Annotated in this window: 21 protein-coding genes; 10 read left to right on the forward strand and 11 right to left on the reverse strand. The window is 56.5% G+C overall.

Going from position 1 to position 22210, the window contains the following annotated elements:
- Positions 1-105 precede the first annotated feature (105 nt).
- Positions 106-1482, reverse strand: a complete 1377-nt coding sequence (locus tag AACY25_RS13475; protein ID WP_339525174.1) for a glutamine synthetase family protein — start codon at positions 1480-1482, stop codon at positions 106-108.
- Between the two features lie 276 nt (positions 1483-1758).
- Between AACY25_RS13475 and AACY25_RS13480 the strand changes: the two genes are divergently transcribed.
- From AACY25_RS13480 to AACY25_RS13520, 9 genes are all read left to right on the forward strand, one after another.
- The gene (locus AACY25_RS13480; protein ID WP_339525175.1) at positions 1759-2511 is read left to right on the forward strand and encodes a gamma-glutamyl-gamma-aminobutyrate hydrolase family protein; all 753 of its coding nucleotides are present in this window, start codon (positions 1759-1761) and stop codon (positions 2509-2511) included.
- A 43-nt stretch (positions 2512-2554) separates the two neighbouring features.
- On the forward strand, positions 2555-3913 hold the full coding sequence (locus tag AACY25_RS13485; RefSeq protein WP_339525176.1) for a glutamine synthetase family protein: 1359 nt from the start codon (positions 2555-2557) through the stop codon (positions 3911-3913).
- Between the two features lie 92 nt (positions 3914-4005).
- Positions 4006-5379 carry an aspartate aminotransferase family protein gene (locus AACY25_RS13490; RefSeq protein ID WP_339525177.1) on the forward strand — a complete coding sequence of 458 codons (1374 nt, stop codon included), beginning with the start codon at positions 4006-4008 and terminating at the stop codon, positions 5377-5379.
- 159 nt (positions 5380-5538) lie between these two features.
- Positions 5539-6636: an extracellular solute-binding protein gene (locus AACY25_RS13495; protein WP_339525178.1), complete on the forward strand. Its 1098-nt coding sequence runs from the start codon at positions 5539-5541 to the stop codon at positions 6634-6636.
- A 68-nt stretch (positions 6637-6704) separates the two neighbouring features.
- Entirely contained in the window at positions 6705-7796 is a 1092-nt protein-coding gene (locus tag AACY25_RS13500; RefSeq protein WP_339525179.1) for a polyamine ABC transporter substrate-binding protein, read from the forward strand.
- Between the two features lie 114 nt (positions 7797-7910).
- Positions 7911-9053 carry a polyamine ABC transporter ATP-binding protein gene (potA, locus tag AACY25_RS13505; protein ID WP_339525180.1) on the forward strand — a complete coding sequence of 381 codons (1143 nt, stop codon included), beginning with the start codon at positions 7911-7913 and terminating at the stop codon, positions 9051-9053.
- Positions 9054-9079: 26 nt separating this feature from the next.
- Complete coding sequence (locus tag AACY25_RS13510; protein WP_339525703.1) at positions 9080-9961, forward strand: ABC transporter permease subunit; 882 nt, start codon at positions 9080-9082, stop codon at positions 9959-9961.
- Positions 9958-10851, forward strand: coding sequence for an ABC transporter permease subunit (locus AACY25_RS13515; RefSeq protein ID WP_339525182.1), 894 nt, complete (start codon positions 9958-9960; stop codon positions 10849-10851). Before AACY25_RS13510 ends, AACY25_RS13515 begins: the two co-directional genes overlap by 4 nt.
- Before the next feature lie 175 nt (positions 10852-11026).
- Entirely contained in the window at positions 11027-11965 is a 939-nt protein-coding gene (locus AACY25_RS13520; RefSeq protein WP_339525184.1) for a sensor domain-containing diguanylate cyclase, read from the forward strand.
- 125 nt (positions 11966-12090) lie between these two features.
- Here AACY25_RS13520 and AACY25_RS13525 read toward each other — a convergent pair whose 3' ends face one another.
- The 9 genes from AACY25_RS13525 to AACY25_RS13565 form a co-directional block, all read right to left on the reverse strand.
- Positions 12091-12477: a hypothetical protein gene (locus AACY25_RS13525; RefSeq protein ID WP_339525186.1), complete on the reverse strand. Its 387-nt coding sequence runs from the start codon at positions 12475-12477 to the stop codon at positions 12091-12093.
- A 100-nt stretch (positions 12478-12577) separates the two neighbouring features.
- Positions 12578-14782 carry an OsmC domain/YcaO domain-containing protein gene (locus AACY25_RS13530; RefSeq protein ID WP_339525188.1) on the reverse strand — a complete coding sequence of 735 codons (2205 nt, stop codon included), beginning with the start codon at positions 14780-14782 and terminating at the stop codon, positions 12578-12580.
- Between the two features lie 123 nt (positions 14783-14905).
- Positions 14906-15460 carry a YdeI/OmpD-associated family protein gene (locus AACY25_RS13535; protein ID WP_339525190.1) on the reverse strand — a complete coding sequence of 185 codons (555 nt, stop codon included), beginning with the start codon at positions 15458-15460 and terminating at the stop codon, positions 14906-14908.
- Between the two features lie 581 nt (positions 15461-16041).
- Entirely contained in the window at positions 16042-16260 is a 219-nt protein-coding gene (locus tag AACY25_RS13540) for a DUF6500 family protein (protein WP_339525192.1), read from the reverse strand.
- Between the two features lie 536 nt (positions 16261-16796).
- Complete coding sequence (locus AACY25_RS13545; RefSeq protein WP_339525194.1) at positions 16797-17150, reverse strand: hypothetical protein; 354 nt, start codon at positions 17148-17150, stop codon at positions 16797-16799.
- 641 nt (positions 17151-17791) lie between these two features.
- Entirely contained in the window at positions 17792-18067 is a 276-nt protein-coding gene (locus tag AACY25_RS13550) for a hypothetical protein (RefSeq protein WP_339525195.1), read from the reverse strand.
- Between the two features lie 161 nt (positions 18068-18228).
- A complete protein-coding gene (locus AACY25_RS13555; protein ID WP_339525196.1) occupies positions 18229-18618 on the reverse strand; it encodes a hypothetical protein in 390 nt (129 codons plus the stop codon).
- An 86-nt stretch (positions 18619-18704) separates the two neighbouring features.
- Positions 18705-19103: a hypothetical protein gene (locus tag AACY25_RS13560; RefSeq protein ID WP_339525198.1), complete on the reverse strand. Its 399-nt coding sequence runs from the start codon at positions 19101-19103 to the stop codon at positions 18705-18707.
- Positions 19104-19197: 94 nt separating this feature from the next.
- Positions 19198-19557 carry a hypothetical protein gene (locus tag AACY25_RS13565; protein ID WP_339525200.1) on the reverse strand — a complete coding sequence of 120 codons (360 nt, stop codon included), beginning with the start codon at positions 19555-19557 and terminating at the stop codon, positions 19198-19200.
- Between the two features lie 142 nt (positions 19558-19699).
- Here AACY25_RS13565 and AACY25_RS13570 point away from each other — a divergent pair, with 142 nt between their 5' ends.
- Positions 19700-20668, forward strand: a complete 969-nt coding sequence (locus AACY25_RS13570) for an integron integrase (RefSeq protein ID WP_339525705.1) — start codon at positions 19700-19702, stop codon at positions 20666-20668.
- A gap of 33 nt (positions 20669-20701) precedes the next feature.
- Here AACY25_RS13570 and AACY25_RS13575 read toward each other — a convergent pair whose 3' ends face one another.
- On the reverse strand, positions 20702-22195 hold the full coding sequence (locus tag AACY25_RS13575; protein ID WP_339525202.1) for a M20 family peptidase: 1494 nt from the start codon (positions 22193-22195) through the stop codon (positions 20702-20704).
- Positions 22196-22210 lie beyond the last annotated feature (15 nt).

Here is a 22210-nt window from a genome sequence, read left to right on the forward strand (position 1 = left end):
GCGCAGGTTGCCCGTCATCACGCCGAGGCGTGAATAAAAGGGCGGGTGCTGCGCAGCGTGTGGAATAGAAAACGCCGGCTCAAAGGCCGGCGTTTGGGTGTTGCATCAAACCGTGTGCAAGTACCAGTTGTATTCGAGGTCGGAGATCGAGTTTTCAAACTCGGCCAACTCGCTTTCTTTACAGGCGACGAAGATATCGATGTATTTCGGGTCGATATAACGGGCCAGCACTTCACTGTCGTCCAGTTCGCGCAGGGCATCGCGCAGGTTGTTCGGCAGGCTTTGTTCGTTCTGCTCGTAGGAGTTGCCTTCCACCGGTGCGCTTGGCTCGATCTTGTTGGTCAGGCCGTGGTGCACGCCCGCCAGTACGGCCGACATCAGCAGGTAAGGGTTGGCATCGGCGCCGGCAACACGGTGTTCGATGCGCACGGCATCGGCCGTGTCATTCGGTACGCGCAGCGCTACGGTGCGGTTGTCGATGCCCCAGCATGGCGAGTTCGGCACGTAATACTGGGCGCCGAAACGACGGTAGGAGTTGACGTTCGGGCAGAGGAAAGCCATCGAGGCCGGCATGGTTTCCAGCACGCCGCCGATGGCGTGGCGCAGCGCGTCGTTCTGTACCGGGTCGTCGCAGGCGAAGATGTTGTTGCCCTGCTTGTCGAGGATCGAGATATGCACGTGCAGCCCGTTGCCCGCCTGGTTGGGGTAAGGCTTGGCCATGAAGGTGGTGTCCATCTCATGGTCGTAGGCGATGTTCTTGATCAGGCGCTTAAGCAGCAGCGCGTGGTCGCAGGCCTTGATCGGGTCGGCGACGTGGTGCAGGTTGACCTCGAATTGCGCCGGAGCGCTTTCCTTGACGATGGCGTCAGCAGGGATGCCCTGCTCCTTGGCGCCTTCGAGGATGTCCTGCAGGCACTCGGCATATTCGTCGAGGTCGTCGATCAGGTACACCTGGGTCGACTGTGGGCGTTTGCCCGACAGCGGCGACAGCGGCGGCTGTGGGCGGCCGTTCACGTTGGCCTGGTCGATCAGGTAGAACTCGATTTCAAAGGCTGCGCAAATGGTAAGGCCCAGTTCGTCGAACTTCGCAACCACCTGACGCAACACTTCCCGTGGGTCGGCAAAGAACGGCTCGCCTTCCATTTCATGCATGGTCATCAACAGTTGCGCGGTTGGGCGCTTCTGCCATGGCTCATTGCACAGGGTGTTGGGGATGGGAAAGCAGACCCGGTCTGCGTCGCCGATATCCAGACCCAGGCCGGTGCTTTCCACCGTCGAACCGTTGATATCCAGGGCGAATAGAGAAGCCGGGAGATTAATGCCGCGTTCGTAAACCTTATGCAGGCTCGCACGCTCGATACGCTTGCCGCGCACCACACCATTCATATCTGCGATCAGAAGGTCGACGAACAGGACCTCAGGATGTTTCTTAAGGAACGCGTTCGCTTCATTAAGCTGAACGGCACGCGGGGGTACCGACATGATGCAACACCTTTTTTGTTAAAAATATCAATCATGCAACTGCACGGGTGTGAGTCAATCTTAAACACCAGATGCTGTCAAGAGAGGCGCATTTTGCCCCAAAAGAGGGCTCGATGGCCAGTTTTAGGGCATTGCAGGGCAGTGTGGCCCTGCTGGAAGCCTTGCCTGCCGGGGTGCTCAGTCGGGTGTGTTCAATTTTTTACATGACTATTGTGAAAAAAAATGAACAAGGCTAAGCTCGGTCGAAACCCATAACAGCAATAAAACGGGTGTCTCATGTCGCGCCAGCCGATTATCGGCGTTAGTGCCTGCACCAAGCAGATCGGGCACAACATCTACCACACCGCAGGCGATAAATACCTCCAAGCCATCGTTCAGGTGGTGGAGGGTATGCCAGTGATCATTCCCGCACTGGGCGAGCAGCTTGATCAGGCTTACCTGCTGCAGCATCTCGATGGCCTGGTGTTTACCGGCTCGCCATCGAATGTTGAACCGCACCATTATGCGGGTGACGCCAGCGCACCTGGCACCGCCCATGACCCGGCGCGTGACAGCACGACCCTTCCTCTGATTAAAGCAGCAATTGCCGCCGGTATCCCGGTGCTGGGTATTTGCCGTGGTTTTCAGGAAATGAACGTAGCCTTTGGTGGCACGTTGCACCAGCAAGTGCACGAGGTCGACGGCCTGATGGATCACCGCGAACCTGCGGACCTGTGCGCAGAACAACAATATGGCCTGCGTCACGCGCTGCATGTGCAGTCGGGCGGGCTGCTCGCCGGCATCGGCTTGCCGGACGAGATTCAAGTCAATTCCATTCATGGCCAGGGCGTTCAGCGTCTGGCGCCGGGCCTTCGCGTAGAAGCACTGGCGCCTGACGGGTTGATCGAAGCCTTCTCCGTCGAAGGTGCCAAAAGCTTCGCATTGGGGGTGCAATGGCACCCTGAATGGCAGGTACGATCCAACCCGAATTATCTCGCCATCTTCCAGGCCTTTGGTGAGGCTTGCAGGAAGACGGCGGGGCAACGCTGAGCCGACTATATATAGGTCGGCTCTAACCAACCCTGAGGTCTCTATGAGCACCAAATTAGACCAGCTTTCGAGCTGGCTGAAAGAACGCAAAATCACCGAAGTTGAATGCCTGATCAGCGATCTCACCGGCATTGCCCGTGGCAAGATTTCGCCGACCAACAAGTTCCTCGACGAGAAAGGCATGCGCCTCCCCGAGAGTGTGCTGCTGCAGACCGTGACCGGCGACTACGTCGAGGACGACATCTATTACGACTTGCTCGATGAGGCGGACATCGACATGTTCTGCCGCCCGGACGAGAACGCCGTATTCCTGGTGCCCTGGGCCATTGAGCCGACTGCGATGGTGATCCACGACACCTTCGACAAACAGGGCAACCCGATTGAGCTGTCGCCGCGCAACATTCTCAAGAATGTGCTCAAGCTCTACGCAGACAAGGGCTGGAAGCCAATCGTCGCGCCGGAAATGGAGTTCTACCTGACCAAGCGCAACAGCGACCCGGACTTCCCCCTGGTCGCCCCGATGGGCCGCTCCGGTCGTCCCGAAGTGGGCCGGCAGTCGTTCTCCATCGATGCCGCCAACGAATTCGACCCACTGTTCGAAGACGTCTACGACTGGTGCGAAATCCAGGGCCTGGACCTTGATACGCTGATCCACGAAGACGGCCCGGCGCAGATGGAAATCAACTTCCGTCACGGCGAGGCTCTGCATCTGGCCGATCAGATCACTGTGTTCAAACGCACCATGCGTGAAGCATCGCTCAAGCATGATGTGGCTGCGACCTTTATGGCCAAGCCGATTACTGACCAGCCCGGCAGTGCCATGCATATCCACCAGAGTGTGGTGGATATCAAAACCGGTAAGAATCTGTTCTCCAATCCTGATGGCAGCATGAGTGAGCTATTTATGCAGCACATCGGTGGTCTGCAGAAGTACATCCCCGAGCTATTGCCGCTGTTCGCGCCGAACGTCAATTCGTTCCGCCGCTTCCTGCCAGACACCTCGGCGCCGGTAAACGTCGAGTGGGGCGAAGAGAACCGCACAGTAGGTTTGCGCGTACCGGAAGCCACGCCGCAGAACCGTCGGGTGGAAAACCGCTTGGCCGGTGCCGATGCCAACCCGTATCTGGTGCTGGCGGCTTCGCTGCTGTGCGGCTACATGGGCATGGTTGGCGACATCAAGCCGAGCGCACCGGTCAAGGGCCGCGCCTACGAGCGCCGCAATCTGCGCCTGCCGATCACCATCGAGCACGCACTGGAGCGCATGGAAGCCTGTAAGGACGCCGAGAAGTACCTGGGTGAGAAGTTTATGCGTGGCTACGTCGCGGTGAAGCGCGCCGAGCACGAAAACTACAAGCGGGTCATCAGCTCCTGGGAGCGTGAGTTCCTGCTGCTGTCGGTGTAACGATCCGGTGGTTGGCGTGGGTGATCCCTGCGCCAACCGCCAAGAATTTTTATCGGGCTGCAATGCGCAGCCTGCGTAATCAAGGTGTTGTTATGAACAGTCAAGCGACCAACCCGAAAACCCGCGAGTGGCAGGCCATGAGCCGCGAACACCACCTCGCGCCGTTCAGCGATTTTAAACAGCTGGCGGAAACTGGGCCGCGCATCATCACTAAGGCCGACGGCGTGTACTTGTGGGACAGCGAGGGCAACAAGATCCTCGATGCCATGGCCGGGCTCTGGTGTGTGGCGATTGGTTATGGCCGCAAGGAACTGGCAGACGCCGCCGCGAGACAGATGCAAGAGCTGCCCTACTACAACATGTTCTTCCAGACCGCCACGCCGCCGGCGCTGGAGCTGGCCAAAGCGATTGCCGACTTGGCCCCGCAGGGCATGAATCACGTGTTCTTCACCGGTTCCGGCTCGGAAGGCAACGACACCATGCTGCGCATGGTGCGCCATTACTGGGCGATCAAGGGGCAGCCAAACAAGAAGGTGATCATCAGCCGGGTTAACGGCTACCACGGCTCTACCGTAGCCGGCGCCAGCCTAGGCGGCATGAAGTACATGCACGAGCAGGGCGACCTGCCAATTCCGGGCATCGTGCACATCCCGCAGCCGTACTGGTTCGGCGAAGGCGGCGATATGAGCCCCGAGGAATTCGGCATTTGGGCCGCCGATCAGCTGGAGCAGAAGATCCTCGAAGTCGGCGAAGAGAATGTCGCTGCCTTTATTGCCGAGCCGATCCAGGGCGCGGGCGGGGTGATCATCCCGCCGGACAGCTACTGGCCGCGCATCCGCGAAATCCTCGCCAAGTACGACATCCTGTTTGTTGCCGATGAAGTGATCTGCGGGTTTGGCCGTACCGGCGAGTGGTTCGGCAGCGATTACTTCGGTAACACCCCGCACATGATGACCATCGCCAAGGGCCTGACCAGCGGCTACATCCCCATGGGCGGGCTGATCGTGCGCGACGATATCGTCGAGGTGCTCAACCAGGGCGGTGACTTCAATCACGGCTTCACCTACTCCGGGCACCCGGTCGCTGCTGCTGTGGCGCTGGAGAACCTGCGCATTCTGCGCGAGGAGAAGATTGTTGAGCGGGTCCAGACAGAAACGGCACCGTATTTGCAAAAGCGTCTGCGTGAGTTGGCCGATCACCCTTTAGTAGGGGAAGTACGCGGCGTCGGTATGTTGGGCGCCATTGAGCTGGTGCAGGACAAAGCCAGCCGCCAGCGCTTCAGCGCGGATGTGAGCGTTGGCATGGTGTGCCGCAAGCACTGCTTTACTAATGGTCTGATCATGCGCGCCGTGGGCGACACCATGATCATTTCGCCGCCGCTGGTAATCAGCTTTGCTGAGATCGACGAACTGCTGGAAAAGGCCCGTAAATGCCTCGACCTGACCGCTGCAGAGGTGCTGGGTTAAGGTTTAATAGCCTTTGGTTTCAGATGCTTACGTCTGAATGTTGTCAACCGGGGTATGACCTTGCCAGACTGCGCCACTGCGTAGGTCAGGCTCGCCGGAAGGTGTTGCAGATGGCTGCGCATCTTCCGGAAAACGACTACAACAACAGGAGCTGTACGCATGAACACATTCGGCAAAACCCTTCTCGCGTTGTCCCTAGCTGGGGCCGTAGTAAGTGCCGCACACGCGGATGACAAGGTCCTGCACGTTTACAACTGGTCCGACTACATCGCAGAAGACACGCTCGACAACTTCCAGAAAGAAACCGGCATCAAGGTCGTCTACGACGTCTTTGACAGCAACGAAACCCTGGAAGCCAAACTGCTGGCCGGCAGCTCCGGTTACGACATCGTCGTTCCGTCCAACCCGTTCCTGGCCAAGCAAATCAAGGCCGGTGTGTTCCAGAAGCTGGACAAGTCCAAGCTGCCGAACTGGGAAAACCTCGACAAAAGCCTGCTTAAGGCCCTCGACCCAAGCGATCCGGGCAACCAGTACTCGATCCCCTATATGTGGGGCACCATCGGTATCGGTTACAACGTAGACAAGGTCAAGGCCGCACTGGGCGAAGACGCTCCGGTCAATTCCTGGGATTTGGTGTTCAAGCCGGAAAACATCGCCAAGCTGAAAGACTGCGGTGTGTCCTTCCTTGATTCGCCGACCGAAATCATCCCCGCCGCGCTCAACTACCTGGGCTTCAAGCCCGACAGCACCGATGCCGGCGAGCTGAAGAAAGCCGAAGAACTGTTCCTCTCGATCCGCCCTTCGACTTCCTACTTCCATAGCTCCAAGTACATCGGCGACCTGGCCAACGGCAACATCTGCGTGGCCATCGGCTACTCGGGCGACCTGTACCAGTCCAAGTCCCGTGCTGAAGAAGCCAAGAACGGCGTGAACATTTCCTACAGCATCCCGAAAGAAGGTGCTGGCAGCTTCTTCGACATGATGGCCATCCCGGCTGATGCGAAAAACGTCGAAGCCGCTCACGTGTTCCTCAACTACCTGATGAAGCCAGAGGTTATGGCCAACATCACCAACTTCGTGCAGTTCCCGAACGGCAACGCGGCGGCCACCCCGCTGGTTGACGAAGCCCTGCGTAACGACCCGGGCATCTACCCGGACGCGGCCACCATGGCCAAGATCTACACCTTCCCGGATCTGCCAGCTAACGCGCAACGCGCGATGAACCGTAGCTGGACCAAGATCAAATCGGGTCAGTAATGCCATAGCCCTAACGGTGTGCGGCGGGTTGCTCCGCCGCATTCACCCACAACAATAAGGAAGCTCCTATGCGTCGTACTCCACTTCTGGCTGGCCTACTGGCCGCCGCCGTCAGCATCAGCGCCGTGCAAGCCGCCGAGCCTGTGGTCAATGTCTACAACTGGTCTGACTATATCGGCGAAACCACCCTAGCCGATTTCCAGAAGGCTACCGGCATCAAAGCCATGTACGACGTGTTTGACTCCAACGAAACCCTGGAAGGCAAACTGCTGGCGGGCCGTTCCGGCTACGACATTGTGGTGCCGTCCAACCATTTCCTCGGCAAGCAGATCAAGGCGGGCGCGTTCCAGAAGCTCGATCGCAGTCTGCTGCCGAACTGGGAGAATCTTGACCCGGTGCTGCTCAAGCAACTGGAAGTCAACGATCCCGGTAACCTGTATTCGGTGCCGTACCTGTGGGGCACCAACGGTATTGGCTACAACGTGGCCAAAATCAAGGAAGTGCTCGGTGTCGACGAGATCGACTCCTGGGCCATGCTCTTCGAACCAGAGAATCTGAAGAAGCTCAGCGCTTGCGGCGTTGCCTTTATGGACTCTCCAGACGAGATGTTCCCGTCCGTCCTCAACTACATGGGCCTCGACCCGCGCAGCACCGATCCAGAGGACTACAAGAAGGCCGAAGCCAAGCTGATGGCCGTGCGTCCTTACGTCACCTACTTCCACAGCTCCAAGTACATCGGCGACCTGGCCAATGGCAACATCTGCGTGGCGTTCGGCTACTCGGGCGACGTATTCCAGGCGGCTGCACGCGCCGAGGAAGCGGGCAAGGGCATCGAGATTGCCTACAGCATTCCCAAGGAAGGCGCCAACTTGTGGTTCGACATGATGGCCATCCCGGCCGACGCGAAGAACGTCAAGGAAGCGCACGCTTTTATCAACTACCTGCTTGAGCCCGCGGTTATCGCCACGGTCAGCGATTATGTCGGCTACGCCAACCCAAACCCTAAGGCCGGCGAGCTGATGGACCAGGAAGTGCGTAACGACCCTTCGGTTTATCCATCGCAGGCCGTGCTGGACAAACTCTACATCTCCACTGAGCTGCCGCCGAAGATCCAGCGTGCCATGACTCGCTCCTGGTCGAAGATCAAATCGGGCCAATAAGCGGAAACTGAAACACAGCGTACGCCAGGCCCGGCCTGGGCGTACGACCCGCTGCGTCAAGCGCGGCAGATTTTATTCGGGTCAGTGACCCACTTTTTTGCGGGAGTTTTGGTAATGGCAGTTGCTTCCAGTGCCTATAAAAAGGTTCTCGAGGGTGATCAGCAACCGAAAGAGGTGCTGGTCAAGATCGAGCGTGTGACCAAGAAGTTCGACGAAACCATCGCGGTGGATGACGTTTCGCTGACCATCAACAAGGGTGAGATTTTCGCCCTGCTCGGTGGTTCCGGCTCGGGTAAATCGACCCTGCTGCGTATGCTTGCCGGCTTCGAACGTCCTACCGAAGGGCGCATCCTGCTCGATGGTGAAGACATCACTGACCTGCCGCCCTACGAGCGGCCGATCAACATGATGTTCCAGTCCTACGCGCTGTTCCCGCACATGAGCGTGGCTGACAACATCGCCTTCGGTCTCAAGCAGGACAAGATGTCCAAGGCAGAAATCGACGCCCGCGTCGAAGAGATGCTCAAACTGGTGCACATGACCCAGTACGCCAGGCGCAAACCGCATCAGCTTTCCGGTGGTCAGCGTCAGCGCGTGGCCCTGGCTCGTTCGCTGGCCAAACGGCCGAAACTGCTGCTGCTCGACGAACCCATGGGTGCTCTGGACAAGAAGCTGCGCTCGCAAATGCAGCTTGAGCTTGTCGAGATCATCGAACGCGTCGGCGTGACCTGCGTGATGGTGACCCACGATCAGGAAGAGGCCATGACCATGGCCCAGCGTATCGCCATCATGCACCTCGGCTGGATCGCCCAGATTGGCAGCCCGGTGGATATCTATGAAACCCCTACCAGCCGGCTGGTCTGCGAATTTATCGGCAACGTCAACCTGTTCGACGGCCAGGTGGTCGAAGACATGGAAGGCCATGCGCTGATCTCAAGCCCGGATCTGGAGCGCAACATCTACGTTGGCCACGGCGTCAGCACTTCGGTGCAGGACAAGAGCATCACCTACGCCATCCGCCCGGAAAAGCTGCTGGTCACCACCGAGCAACCGACCTGCGAATACAACTGGTCGCGCGGTACTGTGCACGACATCGCCTACCTCGGCGGTCACTCGGTATTCCACGTGCTGCTGCCGAGCGGCAAGGTGGTGCAATCCTTCGTTGCCAACGCGGAGCGGCGTGGCGCACGGCCTACCTGGGACGATGAAGTATTCGTCTGGTGGGAGGACGATAGCGGGGTGGCATTGCGCTCATGAACATTATCCGAAGCATCAGCCGCCGTATGCCCAAGGGCCGGCACCTGGTTATCGGGGTGCCGTTCCTCTGGCTGTTCCTGTTCTTTATGTTGCCGTTCTTCATCGTTCTGAAGATCAGCTTTGCCGAAGCCGACGTGGCCATCCCGCCGTACACCGACGTGTACACCTGGGTGGAAAACAAGTTCACGCTAGTGCTCAACCTGGGCAACTACATTTTCCTCAGTGAAGATGCGCTGTACCTGGCCGCTTACCTTGGCTCCTTGAAAATGGCCACGATCAGCACCTTGCTTTGCCTGATCATCGGCTTTCCCATGGCGTATGCGATTGCCCGCGCCGACAAGGACAAGCAGATGGTCCTGTTGCTGCTGATCATGATGCCGACCTGGACGGCGATCCTGATCCGCGTGTATGCCTGGATGGGCATTCTCAGCAACAACGGCCTGCTCAATGCCTTCCTGATGTGGCTGGGAGTGATCAACGAGCCGCTGCAGATCCTTAACACCAATCTGGCGGTGTACATCGGTATCGTCTATTCGTACCTGCCATTTATGATCCTGCCGCTGTTCGCCAACCTAGTTAAACACGACCAAAGCCTGCTTGAAGCGGCTGCGGACCTGGGTTCGAGCACCTACAACAGCTTCTGGAAAATCACCGTGCCGCTGGCCAAGAACGGCATCATCGCTGGCTGCATGCTGGTGTTTATCCCGGTGGTGGGTGAGTTCGTGATTCCCGAACTGCTCGGTGGTCCGGAGACCCTGATGATTGGCAAGGTGTTGTGGCAGGAGTTCTTCAACAACCGCGACTGGCCGGTAGCCTCTGCCCTGGCGGTGGTGATGCTGGCGATCCTGATCATTCCGATCATCCTGTTCAACCGTAACCAAGCGAAAGAAATGGAGGGCCGGCCATGAAGCGTTTCAGTTTCTCCAACTTTATGTTGTGGGCCGGTCTGACCTTTATCTACCTGCCGATGCTGATTCTGGTGATCTACTCGTTCAACGCCTCGCGGCTGGTGACGGTGTGGGGCGGCTGGTCGGTGAAGTGGTATGTCGGCCTGCTCGACAATACCCAGCTGATGAACGCGGTGATGCGCTCGCTGGAGATCGCCTGCTACACCGCGATTGCCGCTGTAGCGCTGGGCACCATGGCCGCCTTCGTGCTGACCCGCGTGACCCGCTTCAAGGGTCGCACGCTGTTCGGTGGCCTGGTCACCGCGCCGCTGGTAATGCCCGAGGTGATCACCGGTCTGTCGCTGCTGCTGCTGTTCGTGGCCATGGCCCAGCTGATCGGCTGGCCTGCCGAGCGTGGCGTGCTGACCATCTGGATCGCTCACACCACGTTCTGTTCTGCCTACGTGGCAGTGGTGGTGTCGTCGCGTCTGCGTGAGCTGGACCTGTCCATCGAAGAAGCGGCCATGGACCTGGGCGCCAAACCGTGGAAGGTGTTCTTTTTGATCACCATCCCGATGATTGCGCCTTCGCTGGCAGCCGGCGGCATGATGTCGTTCGCCCTGTCGCTGGACGATCTGGTACTCGCCAGCTTCGTCTCCGGTCCGGGTTCGACCACCTTGCCGATGGAAGTCTTCTCCGCCGTGCGTCTGGGCGTGAAGCCGGAAATCAACGCCGTGGCCAGCCTGATTCTGTTGGCGGTGTCGCTCGCTACTTTCCTGGTGTGGTTCTTCGCTCACCGCGCTGAAGAGCGGCGCAAAAAGGCCCTGCAGCAGGCCATGGATGAAACCACCGGTGCTGCGCTGATGAACGGGCCAGATAGCCGTCGCGACCCATCCCAGGTGCATGCCTGATCGCATCCAGGGGTAACCCACAAGGGCCACATTCGTGGCCCTTGTGCATTCTGCGCAACCAGCACGTCCGCCGTTCCTTTCCCCGCTACCAGTACTGGCCAGTCAGCCCGGACAATGTTGCGCCGCCCGCTGTTCTTGGTTACAACCTCAGCTATCAGCCGTCCGGATTGCCCTCATGACCGATTCAAACAGCACTGACAGCGCGGTGTACAAGACCCTGCTGGAATCGACCAAGGCCATCCCCTGGAAAATCGATTGGGCGAGCATGACCTTTGCTTATATCGGCCCACAGATCGAAACCCTGCTCGGCTGGCCGCAGGCCAGTTGGGTCAGTGCCAACGACTGGGCCGAACGCATGCACCCCGAAGACCGCGACAGCGTCGTGGCCTTCTGCGTGTCGCAGTCCCAGGCCGGCACCGACCATGAGGCCGACTACCGCGCCCTGACCCACGACGGCAGCTACGTGTGGATTCGCGATGTGGTGCACGTGCTGCGCAACGAAGCCGGCGAGGTCGAGTCGCTGATCGGCTTTATGTTCGATATCAGCGAGCGCAAACAGACCGAGCAGCAACTGCTGCAATTGCAGCAACAGCTCGAAGAGCTGTCCTATCTCGACGGCCTCACCCGCGTGGCCAACCGGCGTATGTTCGACAGCCGCCTGCAGGTGGAATGGAGCAACGCCCAGCGCACCGGCCAGCCGCTGTCACTGATCCTGCTGGATATCGACTATTTCAAGGAATATAACGACCACTACGGCCATATCCAGGGCGACGACTGCCTGAAAAGTGTCGGCCAGGCCTTGAGCGGCGCTGCCGTGCGCCCGCGTGACCTGATGGCCCGCTATGGCGGTGAAGAGTTTGTTCTGCTGCTGCCCGAAACCACTGCCCAGGCCGCCGCCCAGGTCGCTGAGCGCTGCCGCCAGCTGATTCGAGAGCAGAACATCCAGCACGCCCATTCTCAGGTCAGCCCACTGCTGACCTTAAGCCTCGGCGTCGGCACGCTGACCCCCGGCCCGCTCGACCAACCCCAGGCCTTCCTCGAAACAGTGGACCGCCTGCTCTACCAAGCCAAGCACCAGGGCCGCAACTGCGCGGTGTTGGCCACAGCGCCATAAGCCTCGGCAAACGTAGGGTGGATGACGTTTCACCCATCCACCAGCCAGGCAACCGTGGTGGATGAAAACAGCGTCATCCACCCTACGGCTCCCTGATACTTCGGGATGATATGACGCTATGCACCCTAGCGCTTGATACGTAGCGCCAGCAGGAAGATAAGCGTGGCGCTGATCACCAGGATATCCATGATGATCGCCGCAGCAGCCTTGCTCAGAAACGCCTGGCCATACACCAGCACCAGGGTGACGAAAATCGCCTTGCTCGTTGCCGCGATGGCGGCGCAGAAGGCGCGGTGTTTTACGTTCAGCGCACCGTAAATCAGGATCACGCCCATCAGGCCAACCAGTGCCGACCAGCTGCGAATCACGAGGGATTCCAACTGACCGGCGAAGCTTGTCCCAAACATCGACTCAAGCGCCGCCTGCGGGGCGAACAGGCCGTAGAACATGCTGGCGGTAAGCACGCCGGACACCAGCATCAGCCATTTGAAGTTCCCTATTACAAAGTTCATACGTTCCCTCGTGTGCGGATTTCAGCTATGAGCGGAGCTGTGTACCCGATAAGTATTGCAAACGATGCGAGCGGGTTCAGCAAACCTGCATCTGATGCGTTCAACCCGATACAGCGGCCACTCTGGCCCGCGCGGCGTGCAGCTTCTTGTAGCTCTCAATCAAGCGCAGATGACGGTCGAGCCCTTCCAGCTGCATATTGGTCGGCGTCAGGCCGTGGAAGCGCACGCTGCCACCCAACGAGCCTAGCACCGCGTCCATCCGCTCCGTGCCGAACATGCGGCGCAAATTCGGCTCGAAGTCGCTCATCTCCAGCTCATCGTCCATCTGCACTTCCATAGCGGCATTCAGCGCCTGATAGAACAGGCCACGCTCTACGGTGTTGTCGTTGTACTGCAGGAAGGTTTCGACCAGCTCCTTGGCGTCGTCGTATTTCTTCAGCGCGAGGTTGATCAGCAGCTTCAACTCAAGAATGGTCAGCTGGCCCCACACCGTGTTGTCGTCGAACTCGACGCCGATCAGCGTGGTGATATCGGTGTAATCGTCGACATCGCTGTTTTCCAGATTGCGCAGCAGGGACTTGAGGCCACGATCATTCAGGCTGTGCAGGTTGAGGATGTCCGCGCGGAACAGCAGTGCCTTGTTGGTGTTATCCCAGATCAGGTCCTCGACCGGGTAAATCTCCGAATAGCCCGGCACCAGGATGCGGCAGGCCGTAGCGCCCAGATGCTCGTACACCGCCATATAGGCTTCTTTACCCATGCCCTCGAGAATGCTGAACAGGGTCGCGGCTTCCTCGGCGTTGGCCTGTTCGCCTTCGCTGGAGAAGTCCCACTCAACGAATTCGTAATCGGCTTTAGCACTGAAGAAGCGCCACGACACCACACCGCTGGAGTCGATAAAGTGCTCGACGAAGTTGTTCGGCTCCATCAGCGCCTGGCTTTCAAAGGTCGGCGGCGGCAGATCATTCAAACCCTCGAAGCTGCGCCCCTGCAGCAGCTCGGTCAGGCTGCGTTCCAGCGCCACCTCGAAGCTTGGGTGCGCACCGAACGAGGCGAACACGCCGCCGGTGCGTGGGTTCATCAGAGTCACGCACATCACCGGAAATTCGCCGCCCAAAGAGGCGTCCTTCACCAATACCGGGAAGCCCTGGGCTTCCAGGCCCTGAATGCCGGCGAGGATGGCCGGGTACTTGGCCAGCACCTCCTGCGGCACGTCCGGCAGGCACAGCTCGCCTTCGAGGATTTCGCGTTTTACCGCGCGCTCGAAGATTTCCGATAGGCACTGCACCTGCGCCTCGGCCAGGGTGTTGCCGGCGCTCATGCCATTGCTGAGGTAGAGGTTTTCGATCAGGTTGGAGGGGAAGTACACCACCTCGCCATCGGACTGACGCACAAACGGCAGCGAACAGATGCCGCGCAGCGTGTTGCCGGAATTTGTGTCGTACAGGTGCGAGCCGCGCAGCTCGTGGTCCGGGTTGTAAATCGCCAGGCAGTACTCGTCGAGAATCTCCGCCGGTAGCGCATCCTTGGGCCCTGGCTTGAACCAGCGCTCGTCCGGGTAATGCACAAACGCTGCATTGGCGATGTCTTCGCCCCAGAACTGATCGTTGTAGAAGAAGTTGCAGTTCAGCCGTTCGATAAACTCGCCTAACGCCGACGCCAAGGCGCCTTCCTTGGTCGCGCCCTTGCCGTTGGTAAAACACATCGGCGAATGCGCATCGCGGATATGCAGCGACCAGACGTTGGGCACGATATTGCGCCACGAGGCGATCTCAATCTTCATGCCGAGCTTGGCCATGATCCCCGACATATTGGCGATGGTTTCTTCCAGCGGCAGGTCCTTACCGAGGATGCGCGTACCTTCGCCAGTCGTCAGTGCAGGGATCAGCAGCGCCTGGGCATCGGCGTCGAGGTTTTCCACCTCCTCGATCACAAACTCCGGCCCGGCTTGCACCACCTTCTTCACCGTGCAGCGGTCGATGGAACGCAGAATGCCCAGGCGATCCTTCTCGGAAATATCCGCCGGCAGCTCGACCTGAATCTTGAAGATCTGCTGGTAGCGGTTTTCCGGGTCAACAATGTTGTTTTGCGACAGGCGGATGTTATCGGTGGGGATATTGCGCGTGTCGCAATACAGCTTCACAAAGTACGCCGCGCACAGCGCAGAGGAGGCCAGGAAGTAATCAAACGGCCCCGGCGCCGAGCCATCACCCTTGTAACGGATGGGCTGGTCCGCCACCACTGTGAAGTCATCGAACTTGGCTTCAAGTCGGAGGTTGTCGAGAAACTTGACCTTGATTTCCATGCGGGGTTACCAGAATACGGGCTAAACGAATGGCGGCCATTATCCGGGTTTTCAGCGGGAAGTCTTGCGCGGCGCCGGTTAGCTCAGACGAGCGCGCTGTAAGGTCTGCAGCGGCATGTTGTATTAAGACTTTTCTGCCTCGGGCGCACGGAAGGCCTTGCTGTAGTAACCAGACTGGTCGAAGCAGCAAACGTGCTTCTTGCCAGATGCCAGCATCTCGCAGGCGTCAGCAATGCGTTTTGCGCGCGTCTTCAGTTGCTTGGCTGACGTGATCCAATGAATCCAATCTACTCGTGCGAGGGTCGTTGTCTTGTTCCAAACGTCACGAGCCTCAGGAGCGGCTGCCAGGGCGTCCTGAAAATCTGCTGGAATCTCAGGGTCGGGCTCCTTCTTCACAGGGCTTAGCTCGAGCGTAACGGTATCCCCAACGGCCGCACCTGCGGCTTTGTATAACGCGCTACTTACCTGCAACCAATGGCTCAGCTGACCATCCGGCTCAAGGGTTGCCCGGAAAGGCTGCCCATTGATGGTGCCGTCTACAGTCGTCCTTCCTCGTCGCGGAAGTTGTTCACTGGCCTCTCTTGGCAGAACCACGAATGCCCACGCCGCATCATTCCCAGGCTTTGCCGGCCGAAGCAGCTTTGCTTCGAATCGAGATTTCGCATCGACTGTTGTCATTGCCATTCCTCCAGCGAATACGCCTAACGCTTGGGCTCAACCGCACCGAAGAGCGCTGTCGGCTCGGATAAGTTGTTAGGCCACAGTTGCCAAAAAAAGATCAAAGAGCCAGTAGCGCTATACACATCACGATCACCGCCAGAAGCACCAAGCGAATGCCGTTCGGCGAAACAAATCCGAAAAGCTTGAGCTTGCGAGCCGAGAAAACGTGCTTGCAGTCGGGGCACCGCACCATGACTGACACATCCGAGAAAGTAAAAACGTTGAACCCGATAGGGACTCCGCTAGAAACCAGCGCGCTGCGGGCTGAAAACTCTGCTGAACATCTTGGGCAAACTTCTAGCTCGGGCATTGGATGGCCTGACGTTTGGTTAAGGGGTTCGCTTTAGCCCGCCCCAACGAGCGAATCGAGTGCTTTGAGCCGCTTGTTAGGCTCGTGCTTGAGCCGAGCCTAACAAGCGGAAACAGCACGATAGCCAACATTGCTTTTAATTTTAAGTGTTGTTTCATGCGGTTTCTTCGCTTCTAGGTGTATTGAGCGTCTCAGCGCCAGCATGATGGTCTGTTCATAGCTGTATGTATCAGAGCTCAGATTCAACCATTAGCTTTATTTTTGTAGCTTTCTCGAAATGATCCAGCTTGTGGGTTTTTATCCACCATGTTGCAGCCTCCATAAGAAGCTCTGGATCATCATTTTTATTTGCGAAGAACGCGTAAAAGGAAACGCCAACTGACTCACCCTTAGCGGATATTTTCTTCGCACATACATCGATAATGTTCTTTCTTAAATCCTGGCGCATTAAAGTTAAGTTTCTCTATGCCTAACGTTTGGTTAAGGGGCGGGCTTTAGCCCGTCCCAGTGAGCGCAGCGAACGGTTTGAACCACTAGTTAGACGCCATACTCGCTGTAAGTAGGACTTGCGTAGTAAGAAGCCCAACCGCAAATGTAAGGTAGCAACGCTATAAATAGGAAGCCCAAAAATACGAACGTGCCTCGCCAGCCTCGCGTGTGAATGAGATACGCCGGTAATACGATAGGCCAAAGGAAAAAAATAAAAGCGCCGAACTCGTAAGGGCGGTGGTAATTGTATTTCTTTGCGTCATCCAAGCACCACAACGCAACCATAAGCGCGAAAGACCAAGCCATTAAATTTTCATACTCAGGTGAAGGATCGTAGCCCAGGTAACCCATGATTGAGTAATGAGCAATAGAGATGGCGACTACGATTGCGATGCTGGTGAAATTGCGCATAACTTCCTTGTGGCTTCTAACGTTTGGTTAAGGGGCGGGCTTTAGCCCGTCCCAGCGAGCGGAGCAAGCGATTTGAACCATTTGTTATGCAGCTGACCACCGATGCCCTGATGGTAAGCACTCTTCACAAAGCAATTTGCCGTTTCGCAACGCGCCGTTAAAGATCATGATTTGATCATCGTCGAGTAGGTCAAGCCCGGCTGGATTGGCTACTCGATCAACCATGTAATGCCCGCATTTTTCGCAGTTACAAATTGAGTATTTTTGCTTATTCAGGAAGTGCGTTTCGCTGTATTGGTATTTGAGCCCATATTTTGAAAATAATGCAGTTATCTCTTCGCGCAAGCGTTCAATTTTTTCGCCCGGAAGATCTTCTTCAATCTCGCTTGTTGAGTACTCAGTAGTGCAGCTGAATTTTGTGATGGCGAGATTTTTCATGTATCACCCTGAGATGCATAACGTTTGGTTAAGGGGCGGGCTTTAGCCCGTCCCAGTGAGCGAAGCGAACGGTTTGAACCAGTTGTTATGTGTGTTCAGTTTTGGCTGAAAGCAACTCAAAAATTAGCTCGTTCTCATGGCCAGATAAGCGCAAGTCTTGTTTGAATCCACCCTCGTCCTCAAAGGATATCTCAAGCGTAGTTTCGTTGACTTTACTAACACTTAGGTTGGACAGGTTTATTATGTTCAAAACTCCAGAAATATGCATGTAGAATGACGAGAATCTTCCGCTGCAAACTAGATATAGATGAGAGTCGCCAATAATCAGAGTGGTTGGCATAAATAGCCTATATATGAATCTATATGGGTCGCCTTTTTTGTATGCGTAGTATTTCTTTTCAAATTTACAGGTTTTCCCGTTAGTGGCGGCATTATATTTTTCTCGCACTCTCCCGCCTGCCCAAAGGCTAAAGCAGTAGATAGATATCGATAAAATGGAAAAATATATTAATATTTGACTGCCTGTCACCTAGGCTGCTCCTTAGTATGGATAGTGTGCATTCACATAACGTTTGGTTAAGGGGCGGGCTTTAGCCCGTCCCAGTGAGCGCAGCGAACGATTTGAACCAATTGTTATACGTTTAACCGAACAGGCCAGAGATTGCACTAGTTATGCCTTCGACTATAGCTAGGGCGCCGTCGACTATCGCTTCGAGAGTACCTAATAGCATTTCTAATGGGCCGTCATCGCTGAGAACAACAGGTGTTGCTACGCCTGCAATAGAAAGCGCTACAGCAGCCATAGCAACAGAATGGAAGCCCGCCACTAGAATGTAAACCACGGATGACAGAAGTAGCGTTACGCCGAGGGCATTAAAGACTCTGAGGCCAAGTGGTCTTTTGCTTTTCTTCTTCATTTACTCTCCATGTATAACTGAATGCTAAATTGCCGTAGGCGTATAACGTTTGGTTAAGGGGCGGGCTTTAGCCCGTCCCAGAGAGCGAAGCGAACGGTTTGAACCGTTTGTTAGGCGGTTTTAATTTCATTGAATATATCCAGAGTTTCTTTCTCTAAAGACTAATAGTCAGGATACGACGCTTCGCCTCCATAAGAAATTACTGCACCAAATGATTTTGCTAAGGCACAGCAAGCAATCATTGTGCAGGCGAGGTCCCCCATGCTAGAGCCCCACCTAAACATAATGACAAAGTCACGACTACCAGCAATCTCTTTTAGATTGTTTGCATTCTCAAAAAAATTTTCCGCTGGCTCACTATAAATTTCGAAACCTACATCATCATCTTTTTCATTGAGCTTACAAGGACAGAAACCTTCGTCTTCTAGTGGCTTCAATTCTGGATCAAGCTCTAGTTTGATTTTGAAACCAAGAGCATCTATTGCTTCTTGCCAAGATTCTTTTGTCGGTACATCATTTTTATTTATAAATGCAAACTGTAAATTCGACATGATTCTCCTTCTTGACGCCTAACGTTTGGTTAAGGGGCGGGCTTTAGCCCGTCCCAGTGAGCGAAGCGAACGATTTGAACCAATTGTTAGATGCCGTCGCGCACATTGGAAAAGGATTCGTATGCTTCGCCAAATTCAAGCTCTAAGGCTAAACGCAACAAGCCTGGGTAAGCAAACCAGTATTGCCGGCGGATGAAATCGTTAAATTTTTCTATGCCCATTTCCTTCGCGTACATTCTTTGATGAGCTTTATCCATCGGTGATCGGTCTATTTCTAGAATTTTCTTGCGATGCTTATTGAGTAATATTCGTAGATCTTTAGCGTGCAAAATTCCGAAGTGCATTAGTTCGGAAAGCTCTTCCTCATAGCCGGTTTCGCTTGGAGAATAGTCATTTTTCTTTGGAAAAGCTGCGCTCAGCGCTTTATGAACTAACTGAGGTGTTAGCTTTTTGCGATCAATCTGTTGCCTAGCGCTGATTTTCATAAGGCATCTAACGTTTGGTTAAGGGGCGGGCTTTAGCCCGTCCCAGTGAGCGCAGCGAACGGTTTGAACCACTTGTTAGGCTTTGTACGTAGATCTATTTGATAGTGATCTCACGAAAAATAACCTTTGGCTCGCTGTGTGCTGTTGAGTATACGGTTAGCTTGATGCCTGGATGTTTGATTTTTTCGTTTGCAGAAATAAGAGAAGTAACTATTGCTTCAACTAATTTCTGGTCTTTGGTGTTATATAAAAATAAGCATGTAAATTCATTTCCGCAATCGTTCCAGTATGGCTTTTCAATTTGCGGATTTTCTTCTGAATTGTTTTGATAGTTTTCGATTGCGTCTATTGCAGCTTTCGCATAAATACGACCCTCTTCTCGGTACGGCTCACCACACCCGAAAAGACCCAATGTAGTAATGGTGATTATGAGAGTACGCAATTTTGATTTCATAGGCCTAACTATTAATTAGGCGACACGTATGTCGCGATGGTTCGCGGTGCGTGTCGCATAAGCTTCCTTGTCGTCTGTGAAGTCCTTGTCTAGCTTGAAGGTGGTCGCGGGAAACGCGACAGCATTCAGGGAGAAACGCGACATGGATGACGGCAAGCCCAAGCTGCTGGATCAGGTACGCCAGCAAATTCGAGTCAGAAACTATTCCATTCGTACAGAGACTGTCTATGCCGAATGGGTAAAGCGCTTTATTCGCTTCCACCGTTATCGCCACCCGGCAGAAATGGGAGCAGCAGAAATCGAGGCGTTTCTTACCCATCTGGCGGTGGCACGTAATGTATCGGCTTCTACACAGAATCAGGCGTTGGCGGCCTTGCTGTTTCTATATAAAGAGGTGCTTAAGCTGGAGCTGCCCTGGCTGGAGGGTATTGTGCGGGCTAAAAAGCCCAAGCATTTGCCAGTTGTACTGACACGTGAAGAGGTGAGTGCGGTCCTTGGGCAGCTGGATGGAGTGCGCTGGATTGTTGCCAGTTTGTTGTATGGCGCGGGTTTGCGTTTGTTGGAGGCCTTGCGCCTGCGGGTCAAGGATGTCGATTTCGCCCGTGGTGAGGTTCTGGTGCGCGATGGCAAGGGGCAGAAGGACCGGGTCACCATGTTGCCGCAGCGTTTGGTGTTGCCCTTGCAGCAGCATTTGCGCAAGGCGGAGTTACTACACCAAAAGGACTTAGCCGAGGGTTTTGGTTTGGCCAATCTGCCTTTTGCGCTTGCCCGCAAATACCCGAATGCGGCCGCAGAGTGGGGTTGGCAGTTTGTCTTCCCCTCGGTCAATCGTTCGGTCGACCCACGTTCAAAAGGCATCTTCCGCCATCATTTACATGAGAAAACCATCCAGCGTGCGGTTCGCGAGGCTACTCGGCGTGCCGGGCTGATCAAGCACGCCACGCCGCATACGTTGCGCCATTCCTTTGCCACGCATTTGCTGGAGAGTGGCCAGGACATTCGCACGGTGCAGGAGTTGCTTGGCCACTCGGATGTAAAGACCACGATGATTTATACCCATGTGCTCAATCGTGGTGGCTTTGCAGTCTTGAGCCCGCTGGATCGGGTGTAGCAGGCGGGCGGCTCCCGCCTTTGTTGCCTTAGCTCATTCGGTGCTGGGGTTCAGGCTTTGCAGCAGTCGATAGTAAAACCCGCTGGCATTGGCCAACGTTTCGATTGCCACGCGCTCGTTGGTGCCGTGCATGCGCGGCAGGTCTTCGCGCTCCATCAGCAGCGGGCTAAAGCGGAAGATGTTGTCGGTCAGTGGTTCGTAGTAGCGCGAATCGGTGCCGCCGACGGTGAGGTTGGGGCTGACCAGGGTGTTGCTGAAGCTCTGCCGGATCACTTCGGCGAACTGCTTGTAGGCGGCGCCGTTTACGTCGGAAACCGCCGAGGGCTCGCGGCCGGCGGGCATGACTTTGACTTGGATCTGTTCATCCGCCACGGCGTTGCGTACGTGTTCGGCAACGCTGGCGATGCTGTCGCGTGGGTGGATGCGCAGGTTGAGGGTGGCGCGGGCGCTGGGTGGCAACACGTTCTCCTTTATTCCGGCGCGCAGCAGGGTCGGTGATAGCGAGGTTTGCAGCTGTGCGGCGCCGGCTGGCGATGCGGCCAGTTGCTGTTCTACTAGAGGACCGAACAGCCAGAGGTTGGCGAAAATCAATCGATAGCCGAAGGATTGCGCCGGGGTGAAGCTGGCCAGCAGGTCGCCGGTGGGGCCGTCGAAGCCGCGCTGGAAGGGCGCATCGCCCACCCGTTGCAGGGCCTGGCTAAGGCGGCCGATGGCGGTTTCATCAAACGCTGGCGGCTGTGAGGAGTGGCCGCCCTGGGCGTTGGCTTGCAGGGTCAGGCTGACGTAGCCTTTTTCCGCAATGCCGACCACGGCGACATCCTGGCTGACGCCGGGGATTTGCCCGCGCACCACAAAGCCGCCTTCATCGCTGACCCAGGCCAGGCGTTTGCCTTGCTCCTGCAATTGCGCGGCGATGCGCCGGTTGCCTTGGTGGCCGCCAATCTCTTCATCGTGACCGAAGGCCAGCAGCACATCGCGTTGCGGCTGGAAGCCCTGGGCAATCAGGGTTTCCACGGCTTCGAGAATCGCCACCATCGAGCCCTTGCTGTCGATGGCGCCACGGCCCCAGACAAAGCCAGCGGCAATCGCCCCGGAGAACGGCGGGTGCGTCCATAGTGCTTCGGTGCCAGGCGCGACGGGCACTACGTCTTGGTGCGCCATCAGCAAAACGGCGGGTAACTGGCTGTCTTTGCCCGGCCAGCGCAGCAGAATGCTCGGACTGCCGGTTGCCAACGGCTCGGTGGTTGCAGTCAGGCGCGGGTAGCGTTGCGTCAGCCACACGCGCAGGCCGGCAAACGCAGCATCGCTGGCGGCCTGTTGGCTGGCCGGGGTGCCGACCTGATGCGACAGGGTTGGCAGGCGAATCGCCGCAGCCAAACTTTCAGCCGCACGTTGGCCATCCAGCCCTTCAGGCAGGCTGACCGGCGCGCTGTTGAAGGCGGCGGCTGGCAGCAGCAATGTGCAGCCGATGACCACGCCAATCAGGCCGAGCAGGGCGATCAATATCACCAATAACAGACGTTTCATGGCAGGCTCCTGCGC

The organism is Pseudomonas sp. EA_35y_Pfl2_R111, assembly GCF_963970955.1.
Lineage (GTDB): Bacteria > Pseudomonadota > Gammaproteobacteria > Pseudomonadales > Pseudomonadaceae > Aquipseudomonas.

Coding starts and splice junctions, on each gene's coding strand:
- AACY25_RS13500 (WP_339525179.1), top strand. CDS start 6,705: ATGCGTCGTACTCCACTTCTGGCTGGCCTACTGGCCGCCGCCGTCAGC.
- AACY25_RS13475 (WP_339525174.1), bottom strand. CDS start 1,482: ATGTCGGTACCCCCGCGTGCCGTTCAGCTTAATGAAGCGAACGCGTTC.
- AACY25_RS13530 (WP_339525188.1), bottom strand. CDS start 14,782: ATGGAAATCAAGGTCAAGTTTCTCGACAACCTCCGACTTGAAGCCAAG.
- AACY25_RS13575 (WP_339525202.1), bottom strand. CDS start 22,195: ATGAAACGTCTGTTATTGGTGATATTGATCGCCCTGCTCGGCCTGATT.
- AACY25_RS13525 (WP_339525186.1), bottom strand. CDS start 12,477: ATGAACTTTGTAATAGGGAACTTCAAATGGCTGATGCTGGTGTCCGGC.
- AACY25_RS13565 (WP_339525200.1), bottom strand. CDS start 19,557: ATGAAATCAAAATTGCGTACTCTCATAATCACCATTACTACATTGGGT.
- potA (WP_339525180.1), top strand. CDS start 7,911: ATGGCAGTTGCTTCCAGTGCCTATAAAAAGGTTCTCGAGGGTGATCAG.
- AACY25_RS13495 (WP_339525178.1), top strand. CDS start 5,539: ATGAACACATTCGGCAAAACCCTTCTCGCGTTGTCCCTAGCTGGGGCC.
- AACY25_RS13550 (WP_339525195.1), bottom strand. CDS start 18,067: ATGAAGAAGAAAAGCAAAAGACCACTTGGCCTCAGAGTCTTTAATGCC.
- AACY25_RS13535 (WP_339525190.1), bottom strand. CDS start 15,460: ATGACAACAGTCGATGCGAAATCTCGATTCGAAGCAAAGCTGCTTCGG.
- AACY25_RS13545 (WP_339525194.1), bottom strand. CDS start 17,150: ATGAAAAATCTCGCCATCACAAAATTCAGCTGCACTACTGAGTACTCA.
- AACY25_RS13570 (WP_339525705.1), top strand. CDS start 19,700: ATGGATGACGGCAAGCCCAAGCTGCTGGATCAGGTACGCCAGCAAATT.
- AACY25_RS13560 (WP_339525198.1), bottom strand. CDS start 19,103: ATGAAAATCAGCGCTAGGCAACAGATTGATCGCAAAAAGCTAACACCT.
- AACY25_RS13510 (WP_339525703.1), top strand. CDS start 9,080: ATGCCCAAGGGCCGGCACCTGGTTATCGGGGTGCCGTTCCTCTGGCTG.
- AACY25_RS13480 (WP_339525175.1), top strand. CDS start 1,759: ATGTCGCGCCAGCCGATTATCGGCGTTAGTGCCTGCACCAAGCAGATC.
- AACY25_RS13555 (WP_339525196.1), bottom strand. CDS start 18,618: ATGTCGAATTTACAGTTTGCATTTATAAATAAAAATGATGTACCGACA.
- AACY25_RS13485 (WP_339525176.1), top strand. CDS start 2,555: ATGAGCACCAAATTAGACCAGCTTTCGAGCTGGCTGAAAGAACGCAAA.
- AACY25_RS13490 (WP_339525177.1), top strand. CDS start 4,006: ATGAACAGTCAAGCGACCAACCCGAAAACCCGCGAGTGGCAGGCCATG.
- AACY25_RS13540 (WP_339525192.1), bottom strand. CDS start 16,260: ATGCGCCAGGATTTAAGAAAGAACATTATCGATGTATGTGCGAAGAAA.
- AACY25_RS13515 (WP_339525182.1), top strand. CDS start 9,958: ATGAAGCGTTTCAGTTTCTCCAACTTTATGTTGTGGGCCGGTCTGACC.
- AACY25_RS13520 (WP_339525184.1), top strand. CDS start 11,027: ATGACCGATTCAAACAGCACTGACAGCGCGGTGTACAAGACCCTGCTG.